Below are 17,730 nucleotides of genomic sequence, written 5' to 3'. Positions count from 1 at the left end.
ACGCAGCTATGCCATTACTGGACATTAGAAACCTCACCATAGAACTCGATACCCCCCACGGCCGCGTCAAGGCCCTGGAGCGTGTGAGCCTTACCCTCAACCCGGGCGAGGTTCACGGCCTGGTGGGCGAGTCGGGCTCGGGCCGCACCTTGCTGGCCAAGGCTATCTTAGGGATCCCGGGTCACAACTGGACCATACAGGCGGATCGCATGATGTGGGATGGACAGAACCTGATGGACATGTCCCCCAGCGAGCGCCGCGTGCTCATGGGCAGCGAGATGGCGATGATCTTTCAAGACCCCATCAGCAGCTTAGATCCGGCCATTGCTGTCGGCACCCAGATCATCGAGGCGATGCCGGAAAACAAAGAACTGCCCTGGTGGAAGCGCGGCAGCGACAAGCGCAAGAAGGCCCAGCAGTGGCTGCATAAGGTGGGTATAAAAGAGACCCAGAAGATCATGTCCAGCTACGCCTGGGAGCTCTCCGACGGCGAGTGCCAGAAGGTGATGATCGCCATCGCCGTGGCCAATCAGCCTAGGCTGCTGATTGCCGACGAGCCCACCAACTCGATGGAGGTGCGCACCCAGGCACAGATTTTCCGTCTGCTGAGTAAACTCAATCAGCTGCAGAACGTATCTATCCTATTGATTAGCCACGAGTTAGAGACACTTTCTCAGTGGTGCGATCGTTTAACCGTGATGTATAGCGGTCAGGTGATGGAATCGGGAGTGACCAGCGATGTTATCGCCAATCCCTATCACCCTTACACCAAGGCGCTTTTGGATAATATTCCCGATTACTCCAATCCCGAGCACCACAAGACCATGATGCAGACGTTGCCAGGCTCGGCGCCGGCACTACAGCATCTTCCCATAGGGTGCAGACTCGGCCCGCGTTGCCCCCAGGCACAGAAACTCTGCGTCAACCAGCCTAGCCTTTGTCACCAGAAAGACCGCTATTTTGCCTGTCATTTCCCTTATCACAATGAGCCATGCCATGAAGAGCCCCTTACTAAAAGTTAATCGACTCAGTAAAACCTTTTTCGCCGGCTATAAGGGATTTAAGCGCCAGTATAACCATGCCCTCGAGCCCATCTCCTTCGAGCTGAATCGCGGCGAGACCCTGGCGATAGTAGGCGAGACGGGCTCGGGCAAGAGCACCCTGGCCCGTATCTTAGTAGGCGCCGAGCAGCGCACCGATGGTGAGATCTTATTTGAGGGCGAAGCGCTGGAAAGCCGCAACCTGAAGCAGCGTTGCAGGCTCATTCGGATGATTTTTCAGGACCCCAACACCTCGCTCAACCCGCGCTTGACTGTGGGTGAGCTGCTGGATGAGCCCTTAAGGTTCAATACGGATCTGGACAAGCAGGCACGCTTCGCTCAGGTGGTGGATACCCTGCGCAAGGTCGGCCTGCTGCCAGAGCACGCCGACTTCTACCCTCACATGATCTCAGAGGGAATGAAGCAGCGGGTCGCGGTGGCCAGGGCCTTGATGTTAAACCCAAAAATTATCATTGCCGACGAGGCGTTAACGGCGCTGGATCTCTCTGTGCGCTCGCAAATTCTTAACCTGCTGCTCAAGCTGCAGCAGGAGATGGGACTCTCCTACATCTTCGTGTCCCATAACATGAATATCATTCGCCATTTCAGCGATAAGATCATGGTATTGCACCAGGGCAAGATGGTGGAAAAAGCCACCACAGAGAAGCTGTTTAATGCCCCCGAGCATGAATACACCCAGCGGCTTATTCAGGAACAGACCATGTTTTCCTACAAGCGTTAAACTGCTCCAACCACTGGAACATTAACGTCTTATTATTAAAAAAGGTGTGCCATTTCAGCGTGGTTTAATTATCCTTATGGCACTTTTTCAAGAGAAGCAGAAACATGATAATCAAACCCAAAACACGTGGCTTTATTTGTACCACCACTCATCCGGTTGGCTGTGAAGCAAATGTACTAGAGCAAATCAACATCACTAAGGCAAAAGGCCCTGTCGCCAACGGCCCTAAGAAAGTATTAGTGATCGGCTCTTCAAGTGGCTATGGTCTATCTTCGCGCATTGCGGCAGCCTTTGGCAGCGGCGCGGCAACCCTCGGCGTCTTTTTTGAAAAACCAGGTACCGAGACTAAGCCTGGTACGGCTGGCTGGTATAACTCAGCGGCCTTCGACAAGTTTGCGAAGCAAGACGGTCTCTATTCTAAGAGCCTGAACTGTGATGCCTTCAGCCATGAAGCCAAGCAAAAAGCTATCGAGCTGATCAAGCAAGATCTGGGTCAGGTTGACATGGTAGTTTACTCACTGGCCTCTCCAGTAAGAAAACTGCCTGACAGCGGCGAGCTGGTACGCTCTTCACTGAAGCCAATTGGCGAGACATACAAGTCTACTGCGGTTGATACCAACAAAGATCTGATCATCGAAACCAGCGTTGAGCCGGCCACAGAGCAAGAGATTGAAGATACTGTTACCGTCATGGGTGGTCAGGATTGGGAGCTGTGGATCAATGCCCTGGCCGAGGCTGGCGTACTGACTCCAGATTGTAAGACAGTTGCCTACAGCTACATAGGCACAGAGCTGACCTGGCCTATCTACTGGCACGGTGCCCTGGGCAAGGCCAAGATGGACCTTGACCGCGCCGCGCACGCACTCAACGACAAGCTATCGGCCACAGGTGGCAGCGCCAACGTTGCTGTGCTTAAGAGTGTGGTTACTCAGGCAAGTTCGGCCATCCCTGTAATGCCACTCTACATCGCCATGGTATTTAAGAAGATGCGCGAAGAGGGTCTGCACGAGGGCTGTCAGGAGCAGATCAACCGTATGTTCCACGAGCGCCTCTATCGCGCCGACGGTGCAGCACCAGCAGTCGACGAGGCTAACCGCCTGCGTCTGGACGACTGGGAGCTTCGTGACGAAATTCAGCAGCACTGCCGCGACCTATGGCCGACCATCACCACAGAGAACCTCAGAGAACTCACCGACTACCGTGAGTACAAGGAAGAGTTCCTCAAGCTATTCGGTTTCGGTATCGAGTCTGTAGACTATGATGCCGATGTGAACCCAGAGGTGAACTTCGACGTCGAGCAGTTCTAAACCACTCGCTCATCGATAAAAAGCCACGGCCATTGCCGTGGCTTTTTGTTTTCAGGCTATTTTCCCTGAAGCGCCTCAGAGGCACTATCAGGCCGCGATTGGTGAAACCTGCCACAAGCCCCAATAAAAGTTGCCTTCTCTCTACTCATCTCTTCTAAGCGGCATTATGAGTAGGCTAAAGACCATCTCCCTACCAATCCCCCATAGAAGACAATCCAGAGTGGTAACTGCAAAAGCAGATGCTGATCGCTACTGGCTAGAAGCCTAGACCATACACTCGATAGAAAGGCCGTTATCGACACCCACCTCCCCTAATGAAACGGCGAAAATGCCTTCTATGCAGCAACTCAGGCTGATCTCCTCCTCAGTCGGATTGCCACTCTGTACTCACAGGCAAACCGAATTGAATGGCCTCTGGCCAAACCTTAGCAACAAAAAAGCCAGTCACTAGGACTGGCTTTTGGCAACTCATCTTATTCTCAAGATAAATTATTCGGCTGGCGTGTAAACCACTTCCGCCTGAGTCTTCAGCGCGGCGATAAGCGCGCGGTAGTCGTTCTCACTGTACTGAGAGTTCAAACGTTGCTTAAGCGCTGTTACCAGGCTCTCATCGACGCTCTCGGCTTGATTCACCTTATCCAGGATCACCACGGCATAACCGTTAGCCAGGGCCGCGGTATCAACCACAAACTGCTCGGCAGGCTGGGCCATCTCGAATGCCTTGCTAACGATAGAGGTATCGATACCTTGCTCGCCACGGCTTAGCTGAGTGCGAGTGATCATCTCGGCCGGGATCTCACCGCCCTTGATGGCTGCCATCATCTCTTGCGCCTTGTCGCGCGCCAGCTCGTTAGCCTTGTCTTGCTTGAGACGCTCTACAATGGTCGCCTTCACCTCGGCAAACTCCATGGTGCCCGCCGCAGCATGCTTGTTCACACGCACCACGACCACATGGTTGTCACCCAGCTCAATCACATCACTGTTCATGCCATCGAGCAGAACCGTGTTAGAGAAGGCCGCTTTAAGCACATCGGCAGAGTTTAGTGGATCTGGTGCATTGTCGCGGGTAAATACTGGGCTGGTCTTGACCGCAACGCCCACCTCTTTAGCCGCTTCGGCCAGGGTATCAGGCACTTCGTAGCTCACGTCAGACAGGCGCTGTTGCAGGGTATAAAACTCGTTAACGGCCTTGTCTTGCTGGATCTGAGCAACGATCTTGTCTTTGACCGCCTCGAATGGCGAGGTCGATGCCGCTTGTAGATCGAGCAGCTTGATGATGTGGTAACCAAAGCTGGTCTTCACTATGTCTGAATACTGACCCTTTTCCAGCGCGAATAGTGCCTGATCGAAAGGTGCTTCCATAACGTCCTGTTCGAACCAATCCAGCTTGCCACCTTGCTCACCGCTGAAGCTGTCATCTGAATCACTCTTGGCCAGCGCTTCAAATTCTTCGCCCGCCTTGAGCTTAGTCATGATCGCTTCGGCCTTAGCCTTAGCGGCATCTTCATCATCACCCAGGCTCACCAAGATATGGGCGGCCAGACGCTTCTCAGGCTGCAGGTACTGCGCCTTGTTCTCGTCGTAATAGGTCTTAGCTTCTTCATCGCTTACCTGAATCGCCGACGCTAACTGATTGGCACTTAGCTCGATATAATCCAGCGCAATGGTTTCAGGACGCACGAACAGCGACTGATTTTGCTGATAATAGGTATTCGCTTCTTCGTCGCTCACGCTTACAGCGGCCAGCATAGGCTCGGCATCAACCACATGGTAACGAATGTCACGGGTTTGTCCCTGAATTTTTGCCAGATACTCGGCTTCACCAGGCAACACAAATTCAGAACCGACAACGGTCACCACTAGCTGACGACGTGTCATGTCACCACGCATCATGTCGCGGAAGCTGTTGGCTTGATAGCCTAGCTGGCGGATCAGGGCTAGGTAACGGTCGTTGTCAAACTTACCGTCGGTTTGGAAGGCGGGCTCATTCATGATAGCCGCTTTGATCTGTTGATCGGAGACTGTAAGTCCTAAGTCGGCGGCGGCTTGATCCACCAACTTGTCGGCGATCAGTCGCTCTAATACATTCTGCTTCACGCTAGCCAGGTAGCTTTCGTTACTGGCCAAGGTGTCGTACATATCACCCAGTTGCTGCTCTAATCGAGCACGCTCGCTTTGATAGGCTTGCTCCAGTGCAGATTTACTGATCTCTTCACCATTAACCGTAGCCGCGCTCGGCTCCGAAGATGAACCCAAATAGCTACTCACGCCAGTAAATGCAAAGGACAAAATGACAAGAACGAGAATGCCTTTAGCAATCACGCCCTGTGAGCCTTCGCGAATCTTTTCTAACATCAGACTTCTCGCTCGTTGCAATAAAAATAAAAAGGCGCATCACCTATTGGAGGATGCGCCATTTTTGTAATTTGTAGACCTAGTTTACACAGTGCGTAATGTTAGGCCAACGGCTTGATAATGAGGGTTACATTATCAAAACCCCTACTCGTAAAAAGCACTGTCTAAACAGTGCTTATCAAACTACTCGTAAGGTTTACAAAGGCCACCTTAACTAAGTGTGTCTTAGTTTACAGCGTCTTTAAGTGCTTTACCGGCCTTGAATGCTGGAATGTTTGCTGCAGCAATCTTGATCTCTTTACCAGTCTGTGGGTTGCGACCAGTACGCTCTGCGCGTTGACGCACTTCAAAAGTACCAAAACCAACTAGAGAGATTTTATCGCCATCTTTTAAGCCATCAGTCACAGCAGAAATAAAAGAATCTAGAGCACGACCAGCGGCCGCTTTAGAGATATCAGCACCAGAAGCGATTTTCTCGATTAGTTCAGATTTGTTCATGTCATCCCCTTGAATTTAATTTTTGCGCCGCAACCAAATCCTTCTCTAGAGCGGTCTGCGGAGGCTTTTTATAACAAGCTTGAAACTAAAGTTCAAGCCAAATAGGAAAACCTAAGAAATAAAATTGGAATAAGCCTTAAAACCAGCAGCGCCAAGGGCTGCAGCTAAAATGCTATCCACAGACCTAGGCTACCACAGGTTTAGATTTTAAAAAGCCCCTTTTTGCATTTTTTTTAATGCAAATAGGCATTTTCTTGCGTTAGACCAAATTTTTAACAACTTCAAAGCCTTCGATTGGTCGTTCTAGCGCCAGCTTAAGCACTTCATCCACCCAACGTACCGGTCTGATCTCAAGGTCAGCCACGATATTGGCTGGGATTTCCTCGAGGTCACGCTCGTTCTCCTTAGGAATAAGCACCAGCTTAGTACCGCCGCGATGGGCCGCCAGCAGCTTCTCTTTCAGGCCGCCGATTGGCAAGACCTCACCGCGCAGGGTGATCTCACCGGTCATGGCCACATCGGCACGCACCGGGTTGCCTGTGAGGCTAGAGACCAAAGCGGTACACATGGCCGCACCGGCAGAAGGACCGTCTTTTGGCGTAGCTCCCTCAGGCACGTGCACGTGAATGTCGCGCTTTTCGTAAAAGTCTGGGTTGATGCCCAGCTGTTCGGCGCGGGCACGTACCACTGTCATGGCCGCCTGAATCGACTCCTGCATCACGTCACCCAATGAGCCAGTGTAAGTCAGCTTACCTTTACCCGGCACAGAGGTGGCTTCGATGGTGAGCAGATCGCCCCCCACTTCGGTCCAGGCAAGGCCTGTCACCTGACCAATCTGGTTGTTCGACTCGGCTTTGCCATAGTCGAAGCGCTGCACGCCGAGGAAAGACTTGAGGTTGTCTTGATTGACATCCACATGCTTCACCGACTTGTCCAGCAGGATCTGTTTAACTACCTTACGGCAGATCTTAGACAGTTCGCGCTCAAGCGCACGCACACCGGCTTCACGGGTGTAGTAACGGATGATGCCGATAATGGCGCTCTCATCGACGTTGACTTCGCTGGCTTTGAGGCCGTTACGCTCAATCTGTTTAGGCAACAGATGCTGCTTAGCGATGTTGAGCTTCTCATCTTCGGTGTAACCCGACAGACGAATCACTTCCATACGGTCAAGTAGCGGGCCAGGAATGTTCATCGAGTTAGAGGTCGCTACGAACATCACATCAGAGAGATCGTAATCGACTTCCAGATAGTGATCGCTAAAGGTCGCATTCTGCTCAGGGTCTAACACCTCTAGCAGCGCCGACGCCGGGTCACCACGCATGTCGCTGCTCATCTTATCGATCTCATCGAGCAGGAAGAGCGGGTTCTTCACGCCAACCTTAGACATCTTCTGAATCACCTTACCCGGCATTGAGCCGATATAGGTACGGCGATGACCCCGGATCTCGGCTTCATCTCGCACGCCGCCGAGCGCTACGCGCACATACTTACGGCCCGTTGCCTTGGCGATAGATTGTCCCAGCGAGGTCTTACCCACACCCGGTGGCCCCACGAGACACAGGATAGGTCCCTTGAGCTGTTTAACACGGCTCTGCACCGCCAGATACTCGAGGATGCGTTCTTTAACCTTTTCCAGACCATAATGGTCTGTATCCAGCACATCCTGAGCCTTGGCGAGATCGCGCTTGATCTTAGAGCGCTGTTTCCAGGGCACAGAGATCATCCAGTCCACATAGCTGCGCACAACTGTGGCCTCGGCAGACATAGGCGACATCATCTTCAGCTTGTTGAGCTCGGCGGTAGCCTTCTCTTTGGCCTCGCTCGGCATGCCGGCTTCTTCAATCTTACGGGTCAGGGTCTCAAACTCGTCGTGAGACTCGTCGATATCCCCAAGCTCCTTCTGTATCGCCTTCATCTGCTCGTTGAGGTAATACTCGCGCTGGCTCTTCTCCATCTGCTTCTTCACGCGGGAGCGAATGCGCTTCTCCACCTGCAGCAGATCGATCTCCGACTCCATCATGGCCATCAGATATTCAAGGCGCTCGGAGACGTTAACCATCTCCAGCACCGCCTGCTTATCTTCAAGCTTCAGCGGCATATGGGCCGCCATGGTGTCGGCAAGGCGCGCGGCTTCATCTATCCCCGAGAGCGAGGTCAGTACCTCTGGCGGGATCTTCTTGTTTAGCTTGATATAACCTTCGAACTGGCCGATGGCCGAACGTACCAACACCTCCTCTTCCTTATCGGCAAGTTCTTCCGACTCGAGGTACTGGGCGGTCGCCACAAAAAATTCGGTTTCTTGAGTGTACTTGTCGATACGGGCACGTTGGCCACCTTCGACCAGCACCTTCACTGTGCCGTCAGGCAGTTTGAGCAGTTGTAAGATAGAGGCGACGGTTCCGACCTCGAAGATATCATCGCTGGTCGGCTCATCTAATTCAGCATCGCGCTGGGCCACTAATATAATCTGCTTATCTTGCTCCATCGCTGCTTCCAGGCAGCGAATAGATTTTTCCCGACCGACGAACAGGGGAATAACCATATGGGGGTAAACCACCACGTCTCTCAATGGCAGTACCGGGAGTTCGATTCGCGCTTCACGCTCTAAGGTCATAGCTCGATTCCGTTTGGTAACAATATTAATGAGTATATTGGGGTGTTTCAGTGGGTTTCAATGGCAAATATAAAAAAAGGAGCCCAGTGGACTCCTTTATGTTTATTTCGCTTCGCGTTAGCCGAATTATTGTTCAGCCACCGCGGCTTGCGTCTCGTTGGCTTCGTAGATGAGGATAGGAGCGGACTCGCCCTTAACAACAGACTCATCAATAACCACCTTGGCCACGTTCTCGGTTGATGGCAGGTCGTACATGATGTCCAGTAGAATGCCTTCGACGATTGAACGCAGACCGCGAGCACCTGTCTTACGATCCATCGCTTTCAGGGCAATTGCCTTGAGCGCATCTTCTCTGAACTCAAGCTCAACCCCTTCCATCTCGAACAGGGCGGCAAACTGCTTAGTCAGCGCATTCTTTGGCTCAGACAAGATCTGGATCAGAGCCGCTTCATCCAGCTCCGCCAGGGTTGCCAGTACAGGCAGACGACCGATGAACTCAGGGATCAAACCATATTTCACCAGATCTTCAGGCTCAACCTGCAGCAATACGTCAGAGATTGTGGCCTTATCGGCCTCACCTTTCACCTCGGCGCCGAAACCTATGCCGGTACCAACATGAGAGCGCTGCTCGATCACCTTCTCTAGGCCCGCAAAGGCGCCACCACAGATGAAGAGGATCTTAGAGGTATCGACCTGCAAGAACTCCTGCTGTGGATGCTTACGGCCGCCTTGAGGCGGTACGGCAGCCACTGTGCCTTCAATCAGCTTAAGCAGGGCCTGCTGCACACCTTCACCAGACACGTCACGGGTGATCGATGGGTTATCTGACTTACGGCTGATCTTATCGATCTCATCGATATAGACGATACCACGCTGGGCCTTCTCAACATCGTAGTCGCATTTCTGCAGCAGCTTCTGAATGATGTTTTCGACATCCTCACCCACATAACCGGCTTCGGTCAGGGTGGTGGCATCGGCCATGGTAAAAGGCACATTCAAGAACCGAGCTAAGGTCTCGGCAAGCAGCGTCTTACCACTACCGGTTGGGCCAATAAGCAGGATGTTACTCTTGCCCAGTTCGACACCATCTTTAGGCGTAGCATTCTTTAAACGCTTATAGTGGTTATATACAGCAACAGATAAGACTTTCTTAGCCTTCTCTTGACCTATGACATAGTCGTCAAGATGCGCTCTGAGCTCATGTGGCGTAGGTAATCTATCTTGATCTTGCTTTGGCGATATCTCACGTATCTCTTCACGGATAATATCGTTGCAAAGCTCTACACACTCGTCACATACATACACAGAAGGGCCGGCGATGAGCTTACGAACCTCATGCTGACTCTTTCCACAAAAAGAGCAGTACAGCAGTTTCCCGCTATCACCGTTACTTTTGTTGTCGCCCATTAGTTTACCTCTTTTGCAGTTTCACTCACTGCACAATTCTTCTCTTACGCCTTTTACTGATCATAGCTCAGCAAGCGACAAATATCAGCCTCGTTTATCGAGCACAGAGTCAACCAATCCGTACTCTGCGGCCTCGGTTGCGCTCATAAAATTATCACGATCCGTATCGCGCTCGATCACTTCCAGCGGCTGGCCTGTATGGTCGGCAAGCATCTGGTTCAGCTTATTCTTAATGCCCAAGATCTCTTGTGCATGGATCGCGATATCAGAGGCCTGACCCTGGAAGCCACCCAATGGCTGATGGATCATCACACGTGAGTTAGGCAGACAGTGACGCTTACCCTTGGCACCACCGGCAAGCAGGAAGGCGCCCATACTGGCGGCCTGGCCGATGCAGACAGTGCTGACATTTGGCTTAATAAACTGCATGGTATCATAAATCGCCATCCCCGCAGTGACCGAGCCACCAGGAGAGTTAATATAAAGATAGATATCTTTATCTGGGCTCTCAGACTCGAGGAACAGTAGCTGAGCCACAATCAGGTTAGCCATATGCTCTTCAACCTGACCAACGAGAAAGATCACCCTCTCTTTGAGCAGACGAGAATAAATATCATATGAACGTTCCCCTTTGGCAGTTTGTTCAACGACCATGGGCACAAGTGCATTCAGTACTGATTCTGGCGCATTTTGCATTATTAACTTCCCTAAATAAAAACGGCCCGCATGAGGAGCCTCATACGAGCCATTATAAATGGCTAACAGCCATTTAAGTCAAGCATAGGTTACGCGCGACCGGTAGCCTTGTTCATAAATTCTTCGAATTGAACTGCTTTCTCGGTAACCTTGGCAGATTTCAGCAGTGCTTCAACCGCTTGCTCTTCTAGCGCAACGTTACGCATGTTCTGCATCATCTCTTGGTTGTTATTGTAATATTCAATAACTTCCTGTGGATCTTCGTAGGCAGAAGCCATAGAAGCGATCAGCGCTTGAACACGCTCGTCGTCAGCTTTCAGTTCGTTAGTCTTGATCACTTCGCCAAGTAGCAGACCCACTTTTACGCGGCGCTCGGCTTGCTCGGTGAACAGGTCTGCTGGTAGCTCAGGCATGTTAGCGGCTTGGTTGCCGAAACGCTGCATAGCTTGTTGACGCAAAACGTTAACTTCACCATCGATTAGCGCCTTAGGCAGGTCGATTTCGTTTTGCTCAAGCAGACCGTTTAGGACCTGATCTTTGACGTTAGCTTTAAGCGCTTGCTCAAGCTCACGGCTCATGTTCTTACGGATCTCAACTTTCAGCGCTTCCAGGCCGCCATCGGCAACACCGAACAGCTTAGCGAACTCGTCGTTCACTTCTGGCAGGTTAGCCGCTTGTACTTCTTTCAAAGTAATAGCGAACTTAGCTACTTTACCCTTCAGGTTTTCTGCGTGGTAGTCTTCTGGGAAAGTCACGTCGATATCGAATGCTTCACCGGCTTTGTGACCTTCAACACCAGACTCGAAACCTGGGATCATACGGCCGCTGCCTAGTTGCAGTTCGAAATCTTCAGCCTTGCCGCCTTCGAACTCTTCACCGTCGATAGAACCAACGAAGTCGATCTTCGCCTTGTCGCCTTCGGCAGCTTCACGCTCAACTGCTTCGAACGTAGCGTGTTGCTTACGCAGCGTTTCGATCATTGCATCAACGTCTGCATCGGTAACTTCGGCAGTTGGTTGCTCAACTTCAATCGCATCTAGGCCTTTTAGTTCTACTTCTGGGTAGATTTCGAAGGTAGCAACAAACTGGAAGTTTTCAGCGTCGGTTTCACCAGGAACGAAAGTTGGTGCGCCGGCTGGGTTCAATTTCTCTGCGATGATGGCTTCAACGAAGTTACGTTGCATCACTTCACCAGTGATCTCTTGACGAATCGCTTTACCATAACGCTTGTTGATCACGCTTACAGGTACCTTGCCTGGACGGAAACCAGGAATACGTGCACGCTTAGCTTCATTTTTCAAACTATCAGAAACGGCTTTTTCAATCTGCTCAGCAGGAACAGAGATAGTTAGGCGGCGCTCTAAACCTTGTGTTGTTTCTACAGAAACTTGCATTGTTTTACCTCGAAATATGTCAAACGTCTTTTGTAATAGCCGAATCATCAACTATTAAGGTATTCGTTTCTTGATCTAAAAAAACGACTAAAATGCCTTGGTAACTGGGTTTGGCAGTCGTCGCACATAGTTGAAATTTATCAAGACGCGACATTATAGCCACGGTTTTCGGCATAGTCGAGCCTCAAAGCTCTAATTACGGGCGTAAAAAAAGCGACCAGAGGTCGCTTTTTTTATTTTCTTCGAAAGAAGTGGGGTGACTGATGGGACTTGAACCCACGACAACCGGAATCACAATCCGGGGCTCTACCAACTGAGCTACAATCACCACTGATTTGGTACGCCCGGCAGGATTCGAACCTGCGGCCATCCGCTTAGAAGGCGGATGCTCTATCCAACTGAGCTACGGGCGCGTCGTTATGAACTTGGTTCATATCCTAACAGGGCAAATAACGTCTCCACGTTATTTAAAAATTTGGTCGGTGATAGAGGATTCGAACCTCTGACCCTCTGGTCCCAAACCAGATGCGCTACCGGACTGCGCTAATCACCGAGAATCTTACTGCTCGACCATACTCTGGGTGTCGTCGAGAACGGAGCGCATATTATCCCCTCATATGGTTAGCGTCAACGATTTTTTTGCAATGCCTGCGTGCCTGACTATTTAAGCAGCTATCCGTAACTTTATTAAGCAATTCGCGCAAATATCTACGGGATTAATCAGTTTCATCCCCCTAAATATCCTTTTAAGCGTAGCGAGACATATCCCAACCCCATCCTATATTATCCATATATTAGAACTGACTGTTATCGAGCTAAGTCAATGACAGTTTCCGCCCCCCCTGTTAAAATGTCGCCGATTTTTTATTATCGCGCCATATTAAGGAAATCCACCCCCCATGACAGCACAAATAATCGATGGCAAAGCGATTGCTCAATCCATTCGAAAACAACTGAGTGCCAAAGTAACCGCCCGCAAAGAGGCCGGAAAACGTGTACCGGGATTAGCCGTTATCTTAGTGGGAGCCGATCCCGCCTCTCAGGTCTATGTAGGCAGTAAGCGCCGCGCCTGTGAAGAGGTTGGCTTCCTATCACAGTCTTTTGACCTGCCGACCGAAACGTCGGAAGCCGATCTGCTGGCCCTGATCGACAAGTGCAACGAAGATCCAAGTATCGACGGTATCTTGGTCCAGCTGCCACTGCCGGATCATATCGAAGAGTCGAAGGTGATCGAGCGTATTCGCCCGGACAAAGATGTCGACGGTTTCCATCCTTATAATGTGGGTCGTCTCGCTCAGCGCATCCCAGTACTACGTTCTTGCACGCCAATGGGGATCATGACACTTATCAAGTCCACCGGCGTAGACACCTACGGCCTGGACGCAGTGGTCGTTGGCGCCTCTAATATCGTCGGTCGCCCGATGACACTAGAGCTGCTATTAGCCGGCTGCACCACGACTACCTGCCACCGCTTCACCCGCGACCTTGAAGATAAGGTACGCCGCGCAGACTTGCTGATCGTCGCCGTGGGTAAGCCTAACTTTATTCCAGGCGAGTGGATTAAACCGGGCGCCATCGTTATCGACGTGGGCATCAACCGCTTAGAGAGCGGTCAACTCGTGGGCGACGTGCAATATGATGTTGCCGCCGAGCACGCCAGCCATATCACGCCAGTACCGGGCGGTGTCGGTCCTATGACCATCGCCAGCCTGCTGGAAAACACCCTGTACGCCGCGGAAAATTATCACGACTAGCTATCACGACTAAGCTATCTCGACTAACGTCAAAGACTAAATGTCGATAAGTATCAGTCGTCTGACTTGATTCACTAAGCGACAGATACAAAAAAGCCTGCAATATGCAGGCTTTTTTACGCTTGTCACTTTTTAAGTGACGGCAAACGTCATAACGCCTTACTTCTTACGCCAGGTCGTTCCTTCCGGGCCATCTTCCAGAATCACCCCAAGGGCGTTGAGGCCATCACGCGCCACATCGGCCGCAGCCCAATCCTTCTCGGCGCGGGCACGGTTACGCTCGGCGATTAAGGCTTCGATCTGGGCCACCTCATCGTCGCTGCCCTCACCCTTAAAGAAGCCATCGACATCCTGCTCTAGGATCCCCAGCACATCGCCCAATTGCTTCATGCTAACCCCCAGGGCGGAAGCCGCCGCGAGGTCATCAACTTTTAGACGGTTGATCTCACGGGCCATGTCAAACAGCACTGAGTAGGCCTCAGGCGTATTAAAGTCGTCGTCCATAGCCTCTTTAAACTTAGCCAAATACTCGTTTGCAGGCGCTGCCTCGACGCTCAAATCTAGTCCCTTCAGTGCAGTGTAGAGACGCTCGAGTGCCGCCTTAGCCTGCTTTAGATTATCTTCCGAGTAATTCAGCTGACTGCGGTAGTGACCAGACAGCAGGAAGTAACGCACGGTCGAGGCATCATAATGCGCGAGCACGTCGCGAATGGTGAAGAAGTTATTGAGCGACTTAGACATCTTCTCCTTGTCCACCATCACCATGCCGGTATGCATCCAGTAGTTCACATAGGGGGTGTCGTGGGCGCAGCATGACTGAGCGATCTCATTTTCATGGTGAGGGAACTGCAGATCTGAACCGCCGCCATGAATGTCGAAATGCTCACCCAGATGCTTGCTGTTCATCGCCGAACATTCGATATGCCAGCCTGGACGACCAGGGCCCCATGGCGAATCCCAAGTTGGCTCGCCCGGCTTAGACATCTTCCACAGCACGAAATCCATAGGATCGCGCTTGTTCTCGTCCACTTCTACGCGGGCACCTGCCTGAAGTTGATCCAAGTTCTGACCAGACAGACGACCATATTCAGGGAAGGACGCGACGCTAAAGAGCACATCGCCATTGTCGGCGATATAGGCATGGTCGCGCTCTAGCAGACGTTCAACCATCTCGATGATCTCAGGCATATGCTGAGTCGCACGAGGCTCGAAGTCAGGGCGCTTCATGTTCAGCGCATCGAAGTCGTGATACATCTCTTGGGTCAGACGCTCGGTGAGGGCGTCACAGCTCTCGCCATTCTCAGTGGCACGCTTGATGATCTTATCGTCGACATCTGTGATGTTACGGTGGAAATTCACATCGTAACCGATATATCTGAGGTATCTGACGATCATGTCAAAAGCAACAAACGTACGTCCGTGACCAATATGACACAAATCATAAATGGTAACCCCGCAGACATACATGCCGACTTTACCTGGCTGTATTGGCTTAAATTCCTCTTTTTGGCGGGTAAGACTGTTGTATAGCTTCAACATTGATATTCTCTACAGATAATTGACAACAAATAGGCCGCTCAGTCTACCACCTGCAAACGGCCGCTTCCAGCGTGATTGCGTGAATCTAAAGCGTTTTTTGTGCCCCCGCACATTCTCTTAGTCGAATAGGCCAAAATGCGAGAGTTTATCGCGCCGCTAAGCTTGCTCCGGGGGAGAAAAGTCACACCATCCCTTTATGCGCCTTGGTTAATAGGCTAGAATCTGGCGCTATCTGAATAAGTAACCATGATGAGATACAGTCATATGATCACAATGCAAACCAACCACGGTGTTATTAAAATTGAACTTGATGCCGAAAAAGCCCCTGTAACCGTCGCTAACTTCATTAAGTACGCTAAAGACGGTTTCTATGACGGCACCATTTTTCACCGCGTAATCGATGGTTTCATGATCCAGGGTGGTGGATTCACCGAAGATATGTCGCAAAAGCGTTGCAATGAAGCAATCGAAAACGAAGCCAACAATGGTCTATCTAATGTTGTAGGCACCATAGCTATGGCCCGCACCTCAGATCCACATTCGGCCACCGCGCAATTCTTCATCAACATCAACGACAACACCTTCCTCGACTTCAAATCTGAGTCGGTACAAGGCTGGGGTTACTGTGTATTCGGTAAGGTAACCGAAGGCATGGATGTGGTTAACCAGATCAAGGCCGTTGCCACAGGCAACCGCGGCATGCATCAAGACGTACCGCTAGAAGCCGTCGTCATCGAAAGCGTGACCGTTGCTGAGTAAGCACAGGGTAAACAATTCTTGAATTACACCCTGTTTGTGGGCGATCTGCACCTCAGTGCCGATCGCCCCGATATCCTCAGCGCCTTCCATCAATTTCTTAATCAAGATGCCAGCCATTGCGACGCCCTCTATATCTTGGGAGATCTATTTGAAGTCTGGGTGGGAGATGATATCGCCGAGCCTTTCGCTCTCGAGCTCGCCGAGCGTTTAAAAGCCTTCTCGGCGCACACGCCTATCTATTTTATCCATGGCAACCGCGACTTCCTGCTGGGTAAAGAGTACGCCAAGCGCTCAGGCATGACGCTGCTGCCCGAAGTTTATAGCATCGACCTCTATGGTGAGCCCAGCGTGTTGCTCCATGGCGATAGCCTGTGCACCCTGGATAAGGCTTATCAAAGATTCCGCCGCTTTAGAAACATGGCGTGGGCCAAGTTTATCTACAATCACCTGCCCAAGTCGAAACGCATCGCCATCGCCGACAAGCTACGCAGCAAGAGTAAGCAGAGCAATCAGCTAAAAAGCTATAGCATCATGGATGTGGAGCAGAGCGCGGTCGAGCAATTAATGGCTGAGACCGGAGCTAAGCGCATGATCCATGGTCATACCCACAGACCCGATATTCATCGCCTAGCCAATAACGCTGAGCGTATCGTGGTGGGTGACTGGTATGAGCAAGGCAGCGTGCTGAAAATTAGCCCCAAGGAAGTGAACCTGCATAGCCTGCCCTTTGGTGAAACAGAGGCATAGGCCAGCCTAAACAGCCTAATCCCCCGTTAGTTTACAGTGCGCCCTAACTAAGGTCTGTTAAGCTTTTCCTGTATCAACAGGCCTTCCCGAGTGAAACTTAAACTCACTGTCTGGCGCGCTGATAAGCTCTGCTTCCAGCTTGGCAAAGTGGGCTACACGTTCATCGATATTCTCGGGCGATATCGCCTGGGCCAGCACTAGATAGTCTTGATAGTGGCGCGCCTCTGAGCGCAGCAGCGACACATAGAACTTACTCAGGCCCTCATCGAGATGGGGCGCTAGCTTGGCGAAACGCTCACAGGAGCGCGCCTCGATAAAGGCGCCGACGATAAGCTTATCTACCAGGGTTGCCGGCTCGTGGGTACGCACCGCGCGCATCATCCCCTTGGCATAGCGGCCTGCGGTGAGATTCTGATAGGGTATCCCCCGTGCCTGCATGATCTCCAGCACCTGCTCGAAATGGTGAAACTCCTCTTTTATCAGGCGCACCATCTTGGCGATAAGCTCCTGGCCATAACCGACCCCATCCTTCGCGGTCAATTCCCCCACCAGCTCATTCTTTTTCACATCCCGCGCCAAAAAGGCATCGATATCCCGCGACTTGTTATAGACGAACTCCTCATAGGGCTTGGCCCACTCGAGCAGCTGATCGCCACTCGCCTTATCCACCGCATACTTACGGATCAAGAACATCGCCGTCTGCGCCGCCTTAAGCTCACAGTTACAGTGATCGATAAGCAGCGCAGCAAGCTGCTCCGGCTGACTGGCGAGCGCTATCCACTCATCTGGGGTTTCACATTGCAGGAACTGCTTTATCGGGGCTAGTAGGGTTTGCATCACACACTCGAGGGTTAAACGGACAGACGGTGGCTATT

At 51.5% G+C, this 17,730-nt stretch carries 14 protein-coding genes and 3 tRNA genes; 6 read left to right on the top strand and 11 right to left on the bottom strand.

The features are described 5' to 3' along the window. Positions 1-8 precede the first annotated feature (8 nt). The 3 genes from K0H81_RS07135 (at position 9) to fabV (ending at position 3,089) form a co-directional block, all read left to right on the top strand. Positions 9-1,022 (top strand): peptide ABC transporter ATP-binding protein, encoded by a 1,014-nt coding sequence (locus K0H81_RS07135; RefSeq protein WP_011866298.1) that lies wholly within the window; start codon positions 9-11, stop codon positions 1,020-1,022. Further along, positions 997-1,782 carry a peptide ABC transporter ATP-binding protein gene (locus K0H81_RS07130; RefSeq protein WP_011866299.1) on the top strand — a complete coding sequence of 262 codons (786 nt, stop codon included), beginning with the start codon at positions 997-999 and terminating at the stop codon, positions 1,780-1,782. The genes K0H81_RS07135 and K0H81_RS07130 overlap by 26 nt, the downstream gene beginning before the upstream one ends. Positions 1,783-1,886: 104 nt before the next feature. Then, positions 1,887-3,089, top strand: a complete 1,203-nt coding sequence (fabV, locus tag K0H81_RS07125) for an enoyl-ACP reductase FabV (RefSeq protein WP_220060380.1) — start codon at positions 1,887-1,889, stop codon at positions 3,087-3,089. A 489-nt stretch (positions 3,090-3,578) separates the two neighbouring features. Here fabV and K0H81_RS07120 read toward each other — a convergent pair whose 3' ends face one another. From K0H81_RS07120 to K0H81_RS07080, 9 genes are all read right to left on the bottom strand, one after another. Beyond that, a complete protein-coding gene (locus K0H81_RS07120; RefSeq protein ID WP_220060379.1) occupies positions 3,579-5,444 on the bottom strand; it encodes a SurA N-terminal domain-containing protein in 1,866 nt (621 codons plus the stop codon). A 225-nt stretch (positions 5,445-5,669) separates the two neighbouring features. Next, positions 5,670-5,942, bottom strand: a complete 273-nt coding sequence (locus K0H81_RS07115) for an HU family DNA-binding protein (RefSeq protein ID WP_011866302.1) — start codon at positions 5,940-5,942, stop codon at positions 5,670-5,672. Positions 5,943-6,201: 259 nt separating this feature from the next. After that, complete coding sequence (lon, locus tag K0H81_RS07110) at positions 6,202-8,559, bottom strand: endopeptidase La (RefSeq protein ID WP_220060378.1); 2,358 nt, start codon at positions 8,557-8,559, stop codon at positions 6,202-6,204. 126 nt (positions 8,560-8,685) lie between these two features. Further along, positions 8,686-9,966 carry an ATP-dependent protease ATP-binding subunit ClpX gene (gene clpX, locus K0H81_RS07105; protein ID WP_011866304.1) on the bottom strand — a complete coding sequence of 427 codons (1,281 nt, stop codon included), beginning with the start codon at positions 9,964-9,966 and terminating at the stop codon, positions 8,686-8,688. 84 nt (positions 9,967-10,050) lie between these two features. After that, entirely contained in the window at positions 10,051-10,662 is a 612-nt protein-coding gene (gene clpP, locus K0H81_RS07100; RefSeq protein ID WP_011866305.1) for an ATP-dependent Clp endopeptidase proteolytic subunit ClpP, read from the bottom strand. Positions 10,663-10,751: 89 nt separating this feature from the next. After that, positions 10,752-12,056, bottom strand: a complete 1,305-nt coding sequence (gene tig / locus K0H81_RS07095; RefSeq protein ID WP_144200491.1) for a trigger factor — start codon at positions 12,054-12,056, stop codon at positions 10,752-10,754. 252 nt (positions 12,057-12,308) lie between these two features. Further along, positions 12,309-12,384 (bottom strand) — tRNA-His (locus K0H81_RS07090). A gap of 8 nt (positions 12,385-12,392) precedes the next feature. After that, a tRNA-Arg gene (locus K0H81_RS07085) sits at positions 12,393-12,469 on the bottom strand. Between the two features lie 63 nt (positions 12,470-12,532). Then, positions 12,533-12,609 (bottom strand) — tRNA-Pro (locus K0H81_RS07080). Between the two features lie 346 nt (positions 12,610-12,955). Here K0H81_RS07080 and folD point away from each other — a divergent pair. Beyond that, complete coding sequence (folD, locus tag K0H81_RS07075; protein ID WP_011866307.1) at positions 12,956-13,810, top strand: bifunctional methylenetetrahydrofolate dehydrogenase/methenyltetrahydrofolate cyclohydrolase FolD; 855 nt, start codon at positions 12,956-12,958, stop codon at positions 13,808-13,810. Positions 13,811-13,969: 159 nt separating this feature from the next. On the opposite strand, the gene cysS is transcribed toward folD, so the two are convergent. Beyond that, complete coding sequence (gene cysS, locus K0H81_RS07070) at positions 13,970-15,349, bottom strand: cysteine--tRNA ligase (protein WP_220060377.1); 1,380 nt, start codon at positions 15,347-15,349, stop codon at positions 13,970-13,972. Positions 15,350-15,613: 264 nt separating this feature from the next. Between cysS and K0H81_RS07065 the strand changes: the two genes are divergently transcribed. Beyond that, positions 15,614-16,108, top strand: coding sequence for a peptidylprolyl isomerase (locus K0H81_RS07065; protein WP_220060376.1), 495 nt, complete (start codon positions 15,614-15,616; stop codon positions 16,106-16,108). An 18-nt stretch (positions 16,109-16,126) separates the two neighbouring features. Continuing rightward, on the top strand, positions 16,127-16,855 hold the full coding sequence (locus K0H81_RS07060; RefSeq protein WP_220060375.1) for a UDP-2,3-diacylglucosamine diphosphatase: 729 nt from the start codon (positions 16,127-16,129) through the stop codon (positions 16,853-16,855). Positions 16,856-16,912: 57 nt separating this feature from the next. Here the strand turns inward: K0H81_RS07060 and miaE are convergent, their stop codons facing one another. Further along, the gene (miaE, locus tag K0H81_RS07055) at positions 16,913-17,692 is read right to left on the bottom strand and encodes a tRNA isopentenyl-2-thiomethyl-A-37 hydroxylase MiaE (protein WP_144200483.1); all 780 of its coding nucleotides are present in this window, start codon (positions 17,690-17,692) and stop codon (positions 16,913-16,915) included. Positions 17,693-17,730: the final 38 nt, after the last annotated feature.

This window comes from Shewanella halotolerans (assembly GCF_019457535.1).
Taxonomy (GTDB): domain Bacteria; phylum Pseudomonadota; class Gammaproteobacteria; order Enterobacterales; family Shewanellaceae; genus Shewanella; species Shewanella halotolerans.
Note: the sequence above shows the minus strand (reverse complement) of the source record. Positions and strands in the feature narration are given on the sequence as shown.